The sequence below is a fragment of the Bradyrhizobium sp. genome (genome assembly GCF_030654605.1).
Classification (GTDB): domain Bacteria; phylum Pseudomonadota; class Alphaproteobacteria; order Rhizobiales; family Xanthobacteraceae; genus Bradyrhizobium.
Genome location: NZ_JAURXB010000035.1, coordinates 1 through 16,457 on the forward strand (window position 1 = coordinate 1; position 16,457 = coordinate 16,457).

Annotated in this window: 15 protein-coding genes and 1 pseudogene; 14 read left to right on the forward strand and 2 right to left on the reverse strand. The window is 63.8% G+C overall.

Going from position 1 to position 16,457, the window contains the following annotated elements; genetic code table 11:
• A pseudogene (locus Q7U29_RS03525) lies at positions 1 to 194 on the reverse strand (hypothetical protein); the annotation flags it as partial.
• 319 nt (positions 195 to 513) lie between these two features.
• Between Q7U29_RS03525 and cysS the strand changes: the two are divergent.
• The 4 genes from cysS to Q7U29_RS03545 all read left to right on the forward strand — a co-directional run bounded on the left by cysS (position 514) and on the right by Q7U29_RS03545 (position 4,705).
• The gene (gene cysS / locus Q7U29_RS03530) at positions 514 to 1,917 is read left to right on the forward strand and encodes a cysteine--tRNA ligase (protein WP_304738488.1); all 1,404 of its coding nucleotides are present in this window, start codon (positions 514 to 516) and stop codon (positions 1,915 to 1,917) included.
• Positions 1,918 to 2,035: 118 nt separating this feature from the next.
• Positions 2,036 to 2,548, forward strand: coding sequence for a GNAT family N-acetyltransferase (locus Q7U29_RS03535; RefSeq protein ID WP_304738491.1), 513 nt, complete (start codon positions 2,036 to 2,038; stop codon positions 2,546 to 2,548).
• Positions 2,545 to 4,143, forward strand: coding sequence for a citramalate synthase (cimA, locus tag Q7U29_RS03540; RefSeq protein ID WP_304738494.1), 1,599 nt, complete (start codon positions 2,545 to 2,547; stop codon positions 4,141 to 4,143). Before Q7U29_RS03535 ends, cimA begins: the two co-directional genes overlap by 4 nt.
• Before the next feature lie 175 nt (positions 4,144 to 4,318).
• Positions 4,319 to 4,705 carry a VOC family protein gene (locus tag Q7U29_RS03545; RefSeq protein WP_304738497.1) on the forward strand — a complete coding sequence of 129 codons (387 nt, stop codon included), beginning with the start codon at positions 4,319 to 4,321 and terminating at the stop codon, positions 4,703 to 4,705.
• 3 nt (positions 4,706 to 4,708) lie between these two features.
• Here the strand turns inward: Q7U29_RS03545 and Q7U29_RS03550 are convergent, their stop codons facing one another.
• A complete protein-coding gene (locus Q7U29_RS03550; RefSeq protein ID WP_304738500.1) occupies positions 4,709 to 5,314 on the reverse strand; it encodes a TIGR00730 family Rossman fold protein in 606 nt (201 codons plus the stop codon).
• A gap of 213 nt (positions 5,315 to 5,527) precedes the next feature.
• Between Q7U29_RS03550 and Q7U29_RS03555 the strand changes: the two genes are divergently transcribed.
• From Q7U29_RS03555 to Q7U29_RS03600, 10 genes are all read left to right on the forward strand, one after another.
• Entirely contained in the window at positions 5,528 to 7,498 is a 1,971-nt protein-coding gene (locus Q7U29_RS03555) for an ABC transporter ATP-binding protein/permease (RefSeq protein ID WP_304738502.1), read from the forward strand.
• Between the two features lie 35 nt (positions 7,499 to 7,533).
• Entirely contained in the window at positions 7,534 to 8,247 is a 714-nt protein-coding gene (locus Q7U29_RS03560) for a phosphatidylserine decarboxylase (RefSeq protein WP_304738505.1), read from the forward strand.
• A gap of 85 nt (positions 8,248 to 8,332) precedes the next feature.
• Positions 8,333 to 9,223 (forward strand): CDP-diacylglycerol--serine O-phosphatidyltransferase, encoded by an 891-nt coding sequence (pssA, locus tag Q7U29_RS03565; protein WP_304738507.1) that lies wholly within the window; start codon positions 8,333 to 8,335, stop codon positions 9,221 to 9,223.
• A 130-nt stretch (positions 9,224 to 9,353) separates the two neighbouring features.
• Positions 9,354 to 10,073: an RraA family protein gene (locus tag Q7U29_RS03570; protein WP_304738510.1), complete on the forward strand. Its 720-nt coding sequence runs from the start codon at positions 9,354 to 9,356 to the stop codon at positions 10,071 to 10,073.
• Between the two features lie 22 nt (positions 10,074 to 10,095).
• The gene (locus Q7U29_RS03575; RefSeq protein WP_304738513.1) at positions 10,096 to 10,923 is read left to right on the forward strand and encodes an SDR family NAD(P)-dependent oxidoreductase; all 828 of its coding nucleotides are present in this window, start codon (positions 10,096 to 10,098) and stop codon (positions 10,921 to 10,923) included.
• A gap of 183 nt (positions 10,924 to 11,106) precedes the next feature.
• Complete coding sequence (locus tag Q7U29_RS03580) at positions 11,107 to 11,880, forward strand: motility protein A (protein ID WP_304738516.1); 774 nt, start codon at positions 11,107 to 11,109, stop codon at positions 11,878 to 11,880.
• A 32-nt stretch (positions 11,881 to 11,912) separates the two neighbouring features.
• Complete coding sequence (locus Q7U29_RS03585) at positions 11,913 to 12,740, forward strand: flagellar motor protein MotB (protein WP_304738518.1); 828 nt, start codon at positions 11,913 to 11,915, stop codon at positions 12,738 to 12,740.
• A 159-nt stretch (positions 12,741 to 12,899) separates the two neighbouring features.
• Positions 12,900 to 14,801 carry a potassium transporter Kup gene (locus Q7U29_RS03590; RefSeq protein WP_304738521.1) on the forward strand — a complete coding sequence of 634 codons (1,902 nt, stop codon included), beginning with the start codon at positions 12,900 to 12,902 and terminating at the stop codon, positions 14,799 to 14,801.
• Between the two features lie 194 nt (positions 14,802 to 14,995).
• Positions 14,996 to 15,274: a rhodanese-like domain-containing protein gene (locus Q7U29_RS03595; RefSeq protein WP_304738548.1), complete on the forward strand. Its 279-nt coding sequence runs from the start codon at positions 14,996 to 14,998 to the stop codon at positions 15,272 to 15,274.
• Positions 15,275 to 15,282: 8 nt separating this feature from the next.
• On the forward strand, positions 15,283 to 16,446 hold the full coding sequence (locus Q7U29_RS03600) for an aminotransferase (protein ID WP_304738524.1): 1,164 nt from the start codon (positions 15,283 to 15,285) through the stop codon (positions 16,444 to 16,446).
• Positions 16,447 to 16,457: the final 11 nt, after the last annotated feature.

Sequence of the window (16,457 nt, forward strand, 5' to 3'; positions counted from 1 at the left end):
ACCGCCTGGGCGAAATCCCGCGACTGGCAGTAGGAGCGGGCAGCGTGGGCGCCGCATTTTTCGCCCCTGGCGAGGCACTGGTCGACGCCGTAGCCGTCGGCCTGGTTGGAGATGATGAAAACCCGGCTGTCGGCCCATGCGGCGGTCGCGGCGAGCAGGGAGACACAGGTCAAAATAGCTGTCGGAAATCGCATGCTGCACCAGGGAAATGAGAGGGAGCGCCCGAAATTGTCCGGACCGGATTAAACTCAAAAGGTTAAGAATGATTAACCATGGCGGACCGGCCGTTTGGCGGCCGAATCGGACCTTTGCAAGACCCTTGGCAAGATCCTGGCAAGATCCTCGGCAAGGCCTTGACGCCGTCCCCCGGGCTGCCCCATGGTAGTTCCCATGAACGGCCACCTCGCCATCTCAAGCATTTGCCGCGAGATTATGAGCTAGCGATTCGCTGGCTGAGGCCGTCTTTTCTCACACGAGATCACTGGACGCCCGGCCGCAACGGACGGGATATCCATGCAATTGCGACTCTACGATACCTTGACCAAGGAGAAGCGGCCGTTCACGCCGCTCGATCCCGCCAACGTGCGCATGTATGTCTGCGGACCGACGGTCTATGACTTCGCCCATATCGGCAATGCGCGCCCGGTCATCGTGTTCGACGTGCTGTTTCGATTGCTGCGGCATCTCTACGGCGACAAGCACGTCACCTATGTCCGCAACGTCACCGACGTCGACGACAAGATCAACGACCGCGCGGCGCGGGATTTCCCCGGCCTGCCGCTGAACGAGGCGATCCGCAAGGTCACGGAGCTGACCGAAAAGCAGTTCCACGACGACGTCGATGCGCTGGGGGCGTTGCGGCCGACGGTGGAGCCGCGCGCGACCGAACACATCGCGGAGATGCGCGAGATCATCGAGCGACTGGTGCAGGGCGGCTTTGCCTATGTCGCCGAAGACCACGTGCTGTTCTCGCCGCAGGCGATGAATGCCGCGAACTCGGTATTGCCGCGCTACGGCGCACTCGCCAACCGCTCGCTGGACGAGATGATCGCCGGCGCCCGCGTCGATGTCGCGCCGTACAAGCGCGATTCGACCGACTTCGTGCTGTGGAAACCGGCCAAGCCGGGCGAGCCGTCATGGCCGTCGCCGTCTGGCATTTCAGTGCCGGGCCGGCCGGGCTGGCACATCGAGTGCTCGGCGATGGCGTGGAAGCATCTCGGCGAGCAGTTCGACATCCATGGCGGCGGCATCGACCTGGTGTTTCCGCATCATGAGAACGAGCTGGCGCAAAGCGCCTGCGCGTTTCACAGCGATCGCATGGCCAATGTCTGGATGCACAACGGCTTCCTGCAGGTCGAGAGCGAGAAGATGTCGAAGAGTCTCGGCAACTTCATCACCATCCGGGAATCCCTGGCGGATTGGCCGGGCGAGGTGCTGCGCCTCAACATGCTGAAGACGCATTACCGTTCGCCGATCGACTGGACCTCGAAGGCCCTCGAAGAGAGCGCGAAGACGCTGGATGACTGGTACGAGGTTGCTGCCGACGCCAAGGCCGAGCGGCCGTCCGATGCCGTGATCGACGCGCTTTCCGATGACCTGAATACGCCGCAGATGATTGCCGCACTGCACGGCCTGCGCAATGTCGCGGCCTCCGGAAGCGAACGCGGTCGCGGCGAGTTCGCCGCCACGCTGCGGCTGCTCGGCTTCCTGTCCGAGAGTGCTGCGGCATGGAAGGGCCGGAAGCAGCAGGCGAGCGGCATCGACGCCAAGCAAATCGATGATCTGATTTCGAACCGCACCGCCGCCCGCGCCCGCAAGGACTTCAAGGAATCCGACCGCATCCGCGACGAACTGGCGGCCATGGGCGTCGTGATCAAGGATTCCAGGGAAGGCACCACATGGGAGATCGCCCGATGAGCAAGCCCGACACGCCTTTCCCAAAACACTGGCTCTACTATATCGCGCTGAAGATCCTGCTGATTGCCGGCGCGGTGGCGCTGGTCCTGAAGCTCTACGGTATGTGGTGAATATCACGATGGGACAGGCACTGCCCAAACCCGCGCTGCGGCCGTTCCTGGCGGCGGATGTACCCGTGCTGGCGGCGATCTTTGTCGCCGCCATCGAGGAATTGACCGGCGACGATTACAGCGAGGCGCAGCAGCAGGCGTGGGCCAGCGCCGCCGACGACGAGGAGCAATTCGGCAAGCGGCTGGCCGGTGAACTCACCTTGATCGCCACGATCCAGAATTCGCCGGTCGGATTTGCCTCGCTGAAGGGCGCCGATCACATCGACATGCTGTTCGTGCATCCGAGCGCGGTCGGGCAGGGCGTCGCCAGAATGCTGTGCGAGGCGCTGGAAAAAATCGCCGGCGGCCGCGGCGCCAAGAGTCTCACGGTCGACGCCAGCGACAACGCGTCGGAGTTCTTCCAGAAGCGCGGTTACATAGGCAAGCAGCGCAACACCGTGACCGTCAATGGCGAGTGGCTGGCCAACACCACCATGCAGAAGACGCTTGGCGAGGGCGCTGCATCAGGAGTGCCCACATGAGCCGCGAACGCCTCTATCTGTTCGACACCACGCTGCGCGACGGCGCGCAGACCAACGGCGTCGATTTCACGCTGCATGACAAGCAGCTGATCGCCGGCATGCTCGACGAACTCGGCATCGACTATGTCGAGGGCGGCTATCCCGGCGCCAATCCGACCGACACCGAATTCTTTGCCGAGAAGCCGAAGCTCGAACATGCCAAATTCACGGCGTTCGGCATGACGCGGCGTCCCGGCCGCTCGGCCTCGAACGATCCGGGTCTGGCCGCGCTGCTGGAAGCCAGGGCGGATGCGATCTGTTTCGTCGCGAAGGCGTCGGCCTATCAGGTCCGCGTCGCGCTGGAGACCACCAACGAGGAAAATCTCGCTTCGATCCGCGACAGCGTCGAGGCGGCGAAGTCGGCCGGCCGCGAGGTCATGCTCGACTGCGAGCACTTCTTCGATGGCTACAAGGAGAACGCCGATTTCGCGCTGGCCTGCGCCAAAGCGGCTTACGATTCCGGCGCGCGCTGGGTGGTGCTGTGCGACACCAATGGCGGCACCATGCCGCATGAGGTCGAGAGCATCGTCACCGAAGTGATAAAGCAGATTCCCGGCGATCACCTCGGCATTCACGCCCATAACGACACCGAGCAGGCGGTGGCCAATTCGCTGGCCGCGGTGCGCGCGGGGGTGCGGCAGATCCAGGGCACGCTGAACGGGCTCGGCGAGCGCTGCGGCAACGCCAATCTGTGTTCGCTGATCCCGACGCTGCGGCTGAAGTCCGAATTCTCCGACGCCTTCGAGATCGGCGTGTCCGCCGACGGGATGGCGACCCTGATGAAGGTGTCGCGGACGCTGGACGACATGCTCAACCGCGCGCCGAACCGCCACGCGCCATACGTCGGCGAAAGTGCCTTCGTCACCAAGACCGGCATTCACGCCTCCGCGGTGCTGAAGGATCCGCACACCTACGAGCATGTGTTGCCTGAACTGGTCGGCAATCACCGCAAGGTGCTGGTGTCCGATCAGGCGGGACGTTCGAACGTCATCGCCGAGCTCGATCGCGCCGGCATTGCCTACGAGAAGAGCGATCCGAAACTGGCGCGGCTGGTCGAGGAGCTGAAGGAGCGCGAAGCCGCCGGCTATGCCTATGAGTCCGCCAACGCGTCGTTCGACCTGCTGGCGCGGCGGACGCTCGGCAAGGTAGCGGAATATTTCCGGGTCGAGCAGTTCGACGTCAATGTCGAGCAACGCTACAACGCCAACGGCCAGCGCGTCACGGTGGCGCTGGCGGTGGTGAAGGTCGATGTCGCCGGCGAGCGGCTGATCTCGGCGGCCGAGGGCAACGGCCCGGTCAACGCGCTCGACGTCGCGCTGCGCAAGGACCTCGGCAAATACCAGAAATACATCGAAGGCCTGAAGCTGATCGACTACCGCGTTCGTATCCTCAATGGCGGCACCGAAGCAGTAACGCGGGTGCTGATCGAGAGCGAGGACGAGGCAGGCGAGCGCTGGACCACGATCGGCGTATCGCCCAATATCATCGACGCCTCGTTCCAGGCGCTGATGGATTCGGTGGTCTACAAGCTGGTGAAGTCAGGCGCGCCGGTGTGAGGCGCTTGCGTCGAAGGACCAACAAACATCGTCATTGCGAGCCAACGGGTCGGCGCGAAGCGCCGCCCGATGATAAACTCAGCGAAGCAATCCATCTCACGGCTTGGCAATAAGGAAGATGGATTGCTTCGTCGCAAGCGCTCCTCGCAATGACGTTGAGATAGCGGGGGCATCCATGATCGACCACATCTCCGTCGGCGTCAGCGACCTCGACCGATCGGCACGCTTCTATGAAGCCACCCTGGCACCGCTCGGGCTGTCGCGACTGGTGACACGGCCGGCGACGATCGGTTTCGGCAAGACCTATCCCGAGTTCTGGATCAATCTGCGCGCGGGCATGGCGCAGGTGGCGCCCGAAAGCGGTGTCCATATCTGCCTCCGCGCCAGGACCACCGCCGACGTCGATGCGTTCCATGCGGCAGCGCTTGATGCCGGCGGCCGTTCCGACGGCGCGCCGAGGCTGCGGCCGCATGATCGCGTGAAATACTACGCGGCCTTCGTCGTCGATTCCGACGGCAATCGCGTGGAGGCGGTGACGTTTCCCAGAGACGATGCCGGATAGGCGTTAGAGCCTGGTTGCCAGTTCCGGCGTCATTCCCTCGGCGCCTTCAGGCGCGCGCGCGGCGGCGGCACGCAGGCGCGGCAGGATATCCTCGACCCGCTCGGCTTTCAGAATATCGACCTGCAAATTGGGGCGGATGAATTCGGTTTCGCGCATATGCGCGAGCAGGGCCAGCAGCGGTTCCCAGAAGTCGTCGATGTTGGCGAGCAGGATCGGCTTGCTGTGGCGGCCGAGCTGCTGCCAGGTCAGTTGCTCCACCAGTTCCTCCAGCGTGCCGACGCCGCCGGGCAGCGCCACGAAGGCGTCGGAGTGCTCGAACATCAACCGCTTGCGCTCGTGCATGTCGGGCGTGACGATCAGCTCCTGCACGCGCTTGAGCGCGTTCTCGCGGCTGGTCAGGAACTCGGGAATGATGCCGGTCACCGCGCCGCCGTGATCGAGCACGGATTGGGCCACGGCGCCCATCAGGCCGACCGAGCCGCCGCCATAGACGAGGCGGATACCGTTCTCGGCGAGGGTCTTTCCAAATGCGATGGCGGCTTCGACGAAGCGGGGGTTTGTGCCGGGGCCGGAGCCGCAATAGACGCAAACGGTTTTGATCGTGGTCATATTGGGCATGTGGCACTGCAACGTAGGGGCGTCAACCCTGACGGATTCACAAAGGCGATTGAATCGTCCGGTAAATGGGGGAAATCGCCAAAGATTTGCTGCCCTTGAGGGTGCACGCGGCGCGCAAACGCTCTATATGACGCAGCATGCCAACGAACCGAAAATCAGGCCCGACAGCGGGTCGGCGCAGCGTTTTGCCTCAGGTCTTGCTTGATGGCCCACGCTGATTCGCGCCACGGCGCTGCCGACGCGCCGGCTTCTCCCGACAAGTCCCTCGAACAGGCTTCCCTGATGGGGACGCTGGCGCATCTGTGGCCGTATATCTGGCCCGGCGACCGCGCCGACCTGAAGACGCGCGTGGTCTGGTCGATGGTGCTGCTCGTTGCAGCGAAGCTCGCAACGCTCACGGTGCCGTTCACCTTCAAATGGGCGATCGATGCTTTGACCGGCGCCGATACCGCGCCGGTGCAGGCGTCGAACTGGACGCTGTGGCTGATCGCTTCGCCCCTGATCATGACGGCGAGCTATGGCGGCTTGCGCGTGCTGATGGCGGTGCTGACCCAGTGGCGCGACGGAATTTTCGCGCGGGTGGCGATGCATGCGGTGCGCAAGCTCGCCTACCTCACCTTCGTCCACATGCACGAGCTGTCGCTGCGCTTTCACCTGGAGCGCAAGACCGGCGGGCTGACGCGGGTGCTGGAGCGCGGCCGCTCCGGCATCGAAGTCATCGTGCGGATGGTGATCCTGCAACTGGTGCCGACCATCGTCGAGGTTTCGCTGCTGATGGCGGTGCTGCTGTGGCAGTTCGACTGGCGTTACGTGCTGGTCACGCTGATCATGGTCGCGATCTACATGTATTACACCTACGTCGCGACCGAATGGCGGATCGAGATCCGCCGCAAGATGAACGAGTCCGACACCGAGGCCAACACCAAGGCGATCGACTCGCTGCTGAACTACGAGACGGTGAAGTATTTCAGCGCCGAGCAGCGCGAGGCCACCCGCTACGACCGTTCGATGGAAGGCTACGAGCGCAACAGCGTGAAGACCTATACCTCGCTGGCGGTTCTCAATACCGGGCAGGCGATCATCTTCACCGCCGGCCTCACCGCGACCATGCTGATGTGCGCGATCGGGGTGCGCAACGGCATCAACACGGTCGGCGATTTCGTCATGGTCAACGCCATGATGATCCAGCTGTACCAGCCGCTGAATTTCATGGGCATGGTCTACCGCGAGATCAAGCAGGCGGTAATCGACATCGAGAAGATGTTCAGCGTGCTGTCGCGCAATCCCGAGATCAAGGATGTTCCCGGCGCACAGCCGCTGATCGTGACGTCGGGCAATGTGCGTTTCGACGACGTGAAGTTTTCCTACGATCCCGATCGCCAGATCCTCAAGGGGCTCAGCTTCGAGGTGCCGGCCGGCAAGACGGTGGCGATCGTCGGCCCCTCCGGCGCCGGCAAGTCCACCATCTCGCGGCTGTTGTTCCGGCTCTACGACGTCTCCGGCGGCAGGATCCTGATCGACGGTCAGGATATCAAGCAGGTTACGCAGTCGACGCTGCGGGCCTCGATCGGAATGGTGCCGCAGGACACCGTGCTGTTCAACGACACCATCCGCTACAACATTCGCTACGGCCGCTGGGACGCCAGCGATGCCGAGGTGGAGGAGGCGGCGCGGCTGGCGCAGATCGACGGCTTCATCAGGATGTCGCCGAAGGGATATGAGACCCAGGTCGGCGAGCGCGGCCTGAAACTGTCGGGCGGCGAGAAGCAGCGCGTCGCGATCGCGCGCACGGTGCTGAAGGCGCCGCCGATCCTGGTGCTCGACGAGGCCACCTCGGCGCTCGACAGCCATACCGAGCAGGAAATCCAGGATGCGCTGGAGCGGGTGTCGCGCAACCGCACCTCTTTGGTGATCGCACACCGGCTATCCACCATCGTGGGCGCCGACGAAATCATCGTACTGGATGAGGGCCGCATCGCCGAACGCGGCACGCACACGCAGCTTTTGGCATCGGGCGGACTTTATGCCAGTATGTGGAACAGGCAGCGCGAAGCCCAGGAGGCGCGGGAACGCCTGGCCCTGATTGCCGACGAGAACGAAGCGCCGAACCGTACCCCGCCGCCGGTCGACGACGCGCTGGTGACGCCGGCGAAGCCGGAATTGACCGAAATCTGATCCCATCTTCCGCCAGGGAAGAGGGGCAACCGACAGTGAACCCATCGATGTCCATCGCCAACTCGATCCGCGCTCAAATTCCGCCCATCCATCCCGAGGGCTATCCCTTTATCGGCGGCTTTGCGCTGGCGAGCCTGTTCCTGTTCTGGCTATGGACCCCGCTGGGCTGGATCGGCACGCTGCTGACGGTCTGGTGCGCGCTGTTCTTCCGCGATCCGGTGCGGGTGACGCCGGTGCGTGAGGGCATCGTGGTGTCGCCGGCGGACGGACGCGTCTCCCTGATCTCGATGGTGTTGCCGCCGGCCGAACTCGGGCTCGGCGACAAGCCGCTGCTGCGCATCTCGGTCTTCATGAGCGTGTTCAACTGCCACGTGAACCGCAGCCCGGTGACCGGCAAGATCGACCGGATCGCGTACCGGCCGGGCGCCTTCATCAACGCCGAGCTCGACAAGGCCAGCGAGGACAATGAGCGCAATTCGCTCGTGATCTCGATGCCGGACGGCGGCCGTATCGGCGTGGTCCAGATCGCGGGCCTGGTGGCGCGGCGAATTGTCTCGTTTGTCCGCGAGGGGCAGTCGCTCGGCGCCGGCGAGCGGTTCGGGCTGATCCGTTTCGGCTCGCGGCTCGACGTCTTCCTGCCGGAGGGCAGCAAAGCGCTGGTTTCCGTGGGCCAGACGGCGGTGGCGGGGGAAACCGTGCTGGCCGATCTCAGGCTCGGCGACGGGGGCCGGACCTGGCGCGCCGATTAACCATCTCGGCCGGGCGGCTGGCCTGGCCGGCCGCCACTGGGCCGCCACAATGGCGCGGCGGCCGGCTAGTTGCTATATCTTGACGATGCAGTCACCCATCGATCCCAAATCCCCGGAAATGCGCCGCCGCCGGTTTCGCCCGATCCCGGTGCGGTTGCTGGTGCCCAACGTCATCACGCTGCTCGCGATCTGCGCGGGCCTGACCGCGATCCGCCTCTCGACCGAAGGGCGGATGGAGCTGGCCGTGGCGTTGATCGTGTTCGCCGCGGTGCTCGATGGCGTGGATGGCCGTGTCGCCCGCATGATCAAGGGCCAGTCGAAATTCGGCGCCGAACTCGACAGCCTCGCCGACTTCGTCAATTTCGGCGTGGCACCAGGCCTGATCCTGTATTCCTGGACGCTGCACGATCTGAACAATGCCGGCTGGATCGCCGCCATGGTGTTCGCGATCTCCGGCGGCCTGCGGCTGGCGCGCTTCAACGCCACCATGGACGATCCGAACAAGCCGGCCTTTGCGGCGAATTTCTTCACCGGCGTTCCGGCACCCGCCGGCGCGATCCTGGTGCTGCTGCCGGTCTATCTTTCATTCCTCGGCGTTCCGGTGCCTCCGGTGATGCTGACCACCGCCTACACGTTGCTGATCGCCTTCCTGATGGTGTCGCGGCTGCCGGTGTTTTCAGGCAAGACCGTGCGTCTGCGGGTGCCGCCGGCGATGGTGCTGCCGGTTTTCGTCTCGGTGATCTTCTTCGTGGCGCTGCTGATCGGTTACCCCTGGCACATTCTGTCGGTGGGGTCTGTGCTGTACCTCGCGAGCCTGCCCTGGGGCTGGAAGACCTATCGTGGCCATGAACGGGCCGCTGCGGCGCTGGCGGCAGCTCCGCCGGCCGATGCCGCCCCGTCAGATCCCGCCGCGCCGCCGTTCGTGCCACCGGTCGCCGAGCCGGCGACCGATGACCGTCCGGCCCGGCTGAACTGATCGGCCCGCCTGCTGGCGACTTCTCTTCTGGATATCTGGCATGAGTTGGGTTCGGTCCCAATCTCGGCTATAGGCAGATCAATGGGCGGCTTCATAACGGCGGCCTTGCAAAATCTGGAGTGAAACGCCCGTGACGAAATCCGCATCCGCGCCGCTGCCCGCATCGGTCCTCGAAGCCCTGGCGCGCTACGACACCCCGACCATCTGCAATGCGATGGAAATCGTCGCGCCCGAACGCCGCCTGATCGGTTACACCACCAAGCCGCTGGTGTGTCCGTTCCCGGATCTGCCGCCGATGGTCGGTTATGCGCGCACGGTGACGATCCGCTCGGTGGTGAAATCGGGCCTGCCGGCCGATGAGGCGTCGAAACGGCGGATCGACTATTACGAATATGTCGGAACCGGCCATGGCCCGCGCATCACCGTGATCCAGGACATCGACGGCGCCGACGTCGGCTACGGCGCATTCTGGGGCGAGGTGCAGAGCAACGTGCACAAGGCGCTGGGTTGTCTCGGCGTCATCACCGACGGCTCGATCCGCGACATCCCGCAATGGGCGCCGGGCTTCCAGGCGCTGGCAGGCTCGATCGGCCCGTCGCACGCCTGGGTTCACGCCGAAAGCTTTGGCGGCGAAGTCCGCGTCGCCGGCATGACGGTGCGTTCCGACGATCTCATTCACGCCGACAGCCACGGCGCGATCGTGATCCCGCACGATATCGCAGCCAAGGTGCCGGATGCCTGCGAACTCTGCGCCCGCCGCGAAACCCCGATTCTCGAGATCGCGCGCAGCAAGGATTTTTCGCTGGAGAAATTGAAAGAGGCGCTGAAGCGCTCCGCTGAAATTCACTGAGGGAGAAGGCGCGCCTTCCGGCATGAAGATCGATGGCAAGACGGTTCTGATCACCGGCTCGACCGACGGCGTCGGCCGCTATGTCGCCGCCAAACTGGCGACATCAGGCGCCAGGGTCCTGATCCATGGCCGCGACAGTGCGCGGGCCAAAACCCTGATCGAGGAGATCAAGCGGGCAGGGGGCGGCGAGCCCATCTTCTATCAGGCCGATCTTTCCTCGCTTGCCGAGGTGCGGAGGCTTGCCCAGGCCGTGCTTGCCGACCACAGGCGGCTGGATGTTTTCGTCAGCAATGCCGGGATCGGATCGCAGAATGAAGGCCCGGCGCGGCAGACCAGCCGGGACGGTCACGAACTGCGCTTCGCCGTCAATTATCTCTCCGGCTTTCTGCTCGCGCATCTGTTGCTGCCCGTGTTGCAGGCAAGCGCGCCGTCGCGGATCGTCAACGTCGCCTCGCTCGGTCAGCACCCGATCGATTTCGACGACGTGATGATCACCAGGGGTTACAGCGGCGGCCGCGCCTATGCCCAGAGCAAGCTCGCGCAGATCATGTTCACGATCGATCTTGCGAGGCAGCTCGCGGGATCGGGCGTGACCGTGAATTCGCTGCATCCGGCCACTTACATGAACACCACGATGGTGCGCGCCGGCGGCGTGACGCCGATCTCCACCGTGGAGCAGGGCGGCGAAGCGATCCTGCATCTGGTTTCGGGCGACGATGTCGCTGACAAGAGCGGGTTGTTTTTCAACAGCATGAACGAGGCGAAGGTCAATCCGCAGGCCTATGACCAAGCCGCACGTCAACGGTTGCGCGCGCTGAGCCTCGACTTGACAGGCTTGGCCGCCGGCTGACGGCGTCGGGTTATGGTTAGCAAAACGTTTAGATGGCGTCGCACCGGTCTATTACGGCCTCGCGGGCGCTTAACCTTTACGCGTCTTTAATGGCCGCGCCTTAGGGTGCCTGTTGCGCGGCTCCGGATGAGCGGCGTCACCGCCCAGAACGGCCGGTCGAGTGCGTTTGCGTCGGAGTTCATCATGGATATCGCCACCCTGCTTGGCCTGATCGCCGGCGCGATCGTGTTGTGTACGCTGATCCTGATGGGCGGCGACTTCCGGATGTTCTACGACATCCATGCCGTCATCATCATCTTCGGCGGCTCGTTCGCGGCGACGCTGATCCGCTTCCCGCTGTCGGCGATGCTCCACGGCCTGCCGCTCGGCGCCAAATTCGCTTTCACCCTGAGCAGCCTTTCGGCCCGCGACCTGGTCGACGAACTGGCCCGCATCGCGGAGATCGCGCGCAAGCAGGGTCCGGTCGGTCTTGAAAAGGTCGAAACCTCCGAGCCGTTCCTCGCCAAGGGAATTCGCTACGTCGCCGACGGCTACGATCTGGAATTCATCCGCGACAATCTGGAACGCGACCGCGATAATTTCCTGCTGCATTTGAACGAAGGTTCGAAGATCTATCGCGCCATCGGCGACTGCGCGCCGGCCTTCGGCATGATCGGCACGCTGCTCGGCATGGTGCAGATGTTCTCGAACATGTCGGATCCCTCGAAGCTCGGTCCCTTCATGGCGGTGGCCTTGCTGGCGACGCTTTACGGCGCGCTGGTGGCGAACCTGATCTGTCTTCCGATCGCCGACAAGCTGCACGGCAAGCTGATCGACGAGGAAACCAACCGAACGCTGATCATCGACGGCATCCTGATGATCCGCGATTCCAAGAGCCCGACGCTGGTGCGCGAAATGCTGTTGGCCTATCTGCCCGAAAAGCATCGTCACGAAGAAGGCGAACTGGTTCCCGCTTGATCAACGGCGACAGACAGGCGCGGACATAGAGCATGGCCAAGAAAAAACGCGAAGAAGCCCATGGCGGTCACGGCTGGTTCGTGACCTTTGCCGATCTGATGGCCCTGCTGCTGGCATTTTTCGTCATGCTGGTCGCGTTCTCCAACCAGGACCAGAACAAGCTGAAGATCGTCGCCGGCTCGATGCGCGAGGCGTTCGGGGTGCAGACCGAAGCGCGCTATTCCGGAATCATCGAATCCGATGGGCTGCCGACCAGGACGAAGCTGAAGAACGCCGCGCACATCCCTCCCGAGGAAGCCTCCAATACGCCGACGCCGGATGAGAAGGAAAACAGCCTCGCGCAGGGCGCCCGGCTGAAGATCGACCGCGAATTCGCGCTGGCCTCGGCTTCGCTGCGCCAGGCGTTGCAGGACATGCCGGAGCTGACCGAAATTTCCAAACACATCATGTTCGAGGAAACCAAGGCGGGCCTCAACCTGGAAATCGTCGACCAGGACGGCCGCTCGATGTTCGCCGACGGCTCCAAGGTGCCATACGACCGCACCCGCCGGCTGATCCAGAAGCTTGCCGGTCCGCTCAAGGCGACGCCGCTTCGCATTCACATTATCGGACACACCGCGGCAGACTTCGTGCCGTCGCGAAACGAGTACGGGGCGTTCGATCTGTCGGCGGACCGCGCCAACGCCGTGCGCCAGATCCTCGAATGGGAGGGCGTGCCGTCCTCCCACATCTTTGCCGTCTCGGGAAAGGCCGACAGCCAGCCGCTGTTCCCCGACGATCCGACGCTGTCGGCCAACCGCCGCGTGACCATCACGTTGATGCGTGAGGATCCGCCGCTGCCCCCCGGCCTGAAGCCATAATTACACTACCATAATACCTCATTTTGTCGTGGGGAACTCGCTTTTGCGGGCGAGTTTCGCATGCCAGCGATGCTAGGGTGGATCGGTTGACAAGCCTCCCAGGAAGGCGTCGATAGCCGGCCCGGGTCACACATCAACCGACAAAGCGTTTCAGGCATCATGGCTCTCAGCGTCCCCACAACCGAAGCCCATGAGGCGGCGCCCGCGACCACCGGCTTCTGGGCCCTGACGCTGGGAAGTATCGGCGTGGTGTTCGGCGATATCGGCACCTCGCCGCTGTATGCGTTTCGCGAGGCTGTGCACGCGGCGGCGCATGGCGGTCCGGTAACGCGCGACATCGTGCTCGGCGTTCTCAGCATGATCCTGTGGTCGCTGTTTGTCGTCGTCACCGTAAAATATGTGCTGCTGTTGCTGCGCGCCGACAACAATGGCGAGGGCGGCACGCTGTCGCTGATGTCGCTCGGGCAACGCGCGCTCGGCCGCCGAAGCTGGCCATTGCTGGCGCTGGGCGTGATCGGCGCTTCGATGTTCATCGCCGATTCCATGATCACGCCGGCGATTTCGGTCCTGTCCGCAGTCGAAGGTCTCAAGCTCGCTGCGCCGGCGCTCGAACATTACGTCGTGCCGCTGACGATTTTCATTCTCGTCGGGCTGTTCTCGGTGCAAAGCACCGGCACCGCCCGCGTCGCGGCGGCGTTCGGGCCGGTCATGATGCTCTGGTTCGTCACGCTGGCGGTATTGGGCCTGCTGCATATCAGCGATGATCCCTCGGTGCTGGCGGCGATCAATCCCTGGTACGCGATCCAGTTCCTGTTCAGCCACGGAACCGTCGGGCTGGTGACGCTGGGCCTGGTTTTTCTCGCGGTGACCGGCGGCGAGGCGCTGTATGCGGATCTGGGGCACTTCGGACGCAAGCCGATCCAGGCCGGGTGGTTCTACTTCGTGCTGCCGGCGCTGCTGATCAACTATTTCGGCCAGGGCGCATTGGTGCTCGCCCATCCCGCCGCGATCGAGAGCTCGTTCTACCGGATGGTTCCGGAAATCATGTTGATACCGCTGGTCCTGCTGGCGACCGCGGCGACGGTGATTGCGAGCCAGGCGGTGATTACCGGAGCCTTTTCGCTGGTCCGCCAGGCGGTGCAACTCGGCCTGCTGCCCCGCTTCGAGGTCCGCTACACCTCGGAGAGCCATGCCGGGCAGATCTATCTGCCGCGCGTCAACCGGCTGTTGCTGATCGGCGTATTGATGCTGGTGCTGTTGTTCCGCAGCTCGAGTAACCTCGCGTCGGCCTATGGCATCGCCGTCTCCACGACCATGGTGGTGGATGGCATCATGGGTTTCGTCGTGATCTGGAAGTTGTGGAACTGGAAAGCGGCCACGGCGGCTGCGGTGATCGTGCCGCTGATCGTCGTCGACATGACGTTCTTCACCGCCAATCTCATGAAGCTGCTCGAAGGCGCCTGGGTGCCGCTGCTGTTCGGCCTCTTGATGGCCGGCATGGTCTGGACCTGGCGCCGCGGCGCCGCGATCCTGATCCTGAAGACGCGGCGCATCGAGGTGCCGCTCGATGATCTGATCAAGAGCCTGGAGAAGCGTCCGCCCCACATCGTCAAGGGCACCGCGGTGTTTCTCACCAGCGACCCCAGTTTCGTGCCGACCGCGCTGTTGCACAATCTCAAGCACAACAAGGTGCTGCACGAGCACAATGTGATCCTGACCATCGAGACCGCGCAGACGCCGCGCGTCGACGTCGCCGACCGCGTCCGGATGGAAAAGATCAGCGACAAATTCTCCACCGTCCGGCTGCGCTTCGGTTTCATGGAATCTCCCAACGTCCCGAAGGCGCTGGTGATCGCGCGCAAGCTCGGCTGGCAGTTCGATATCATGGCGACGTCGTTCTTCGTGTCGCGGCGCTCGCTGAAGCCGTCCCCGAATTCCGGGATGCCGCAGTGGCAGGATCATTTGTTCATCGGGCTGAGCAAGTCGGCCAACGACGCCACCGACTATTTCCAGATCCCGACCGGGCGCGTGGTCGAGGTCGGGACGCAGGTGATCATCTGAAGTCATCATCCAGCTTCAGGCCATCTCAAATGGGGGGCCTCAGGCGCTTGATTTTCCCGGCGCCAAAGGCGACTTTGGCACTGAGCGAATGGGATCCGCGCAGTCGGGATGCGATTGGATCGCGGGGAGGATTGTCAGTGGCGGACCAGGGTCATCAAGTGCACGATTTGACGCCGGAGGAGGTATCGAAGGGCATGGCGGAAGGCCGCTATCTGCTGGTGGACGTCCGCGAGCCCAATGAGGTTGCGGTGGAAGCCTACCCCGGTGGCATCGTCGTTCCGCTTTCGACCTTCGATGCGAAGGATATTCCGGATCCGCAGGGCAAAGAGGTGGTTTTCGCCTGCCGCTCCGGCAAGCGATCGGTGACGTCCTCGCTGGCGGCGCAGTCCGCGGGTTTTACCTACGACAAGCATCTCGCCGGCGGGATAATCGGCTGGAAGGCCGCGGGATTGCCGACCAAGAGCGGCGGCTGACCTCCGCCATGACGTCCATGAACAAGGTTTTTGCGAATCTTCCCGTCACGGTGTTCGAGGCGATGTCGCAGGCCGCCCGCGACAACAACGCCATCAATCTCGGTCAGGGCTTTCCCGACCATCCCGGACCGGAGGATCTCAGGCGGGCCGCGGCGGACGCGGTCATGAACGGCTACAACCAGTATCCGTCGATGATGGGCCTGCCGGAGCTGCGGCAGGCGATCGCGGCCCATTACGGGCGCTGGCACGGCCTCGAGCTCGATCCGATGACCGAAGTGATGGTCACCTCGGGCGGTACCGAGGCGTTGACAGCGTCCATTCTGGCCGTGGTCGAGCCCGGCGACGAGGTGGTGTGCTTCCAGCCGGTCTACGACTCCTATTTGCCCATCATCCGCCAGGCCGGCGGCATCCCGCGGCTGGTGCGGCTCGAGCCGCCGCATTGGCGGCTGACCGAGGAGGCGCTGCAGGGCGTCTTCAACCACAAGACCAAGGCGGTACTGTTCAACAATCCGCTCAATCCGGCGGCCGTGGTCTATCCGCGCGAGGACCTCGAATTGCTGGCGCGGTACTGCCAGGAGTTCGATACGGTCGCGATCTGCGACGAGGTCTGGGAGCATGTGATCTTCGACGGCCGCGAGCATATCCCGCTGATCACCATTCCGGGCATGCGCGAGCGCACCGTCAAGGTCGGCTCCGCCGGCAAGATTTTTTCGCTGACCGGCTGGAAGATCGGTTTCGTCTGCGCCGCGCCGCCGCTGTTGCGCGTCGCCGCCAAGGTGCATCAGTTTCTCACCTTCACCACCGCGCCCAATCTGCAGGTCGCGGTCGCCTACGGCCTCGGCAAGCCGGCGGATTACTTTCTCGACATGCGCAAGGAACTGGCGCGCAGCCGCGACCGGCTGACAAAGGGCCTCGAGCGCATCGGCTTCCCGGTGCTCAAATCGCAGGGCACGTATTTTCTCACGGTCGATCTTTCACCGCTCGGCCTCAACGAGACCGACGAGGCGTTCTGCAAGCGTATCGTCACCGACTACAAGGTGGCGGCGATTCCGGTGTCGGCCTTCTATGAAGAGAATCCGGTGACGTCGGTGGTGCGGTTTTGCTTTTCCAAGAACGATGCCACGCTCGATACCGCGCTGGAACGGCTGTCGGACGCGGTGCATCGCCGCTAACGGGAAGATCC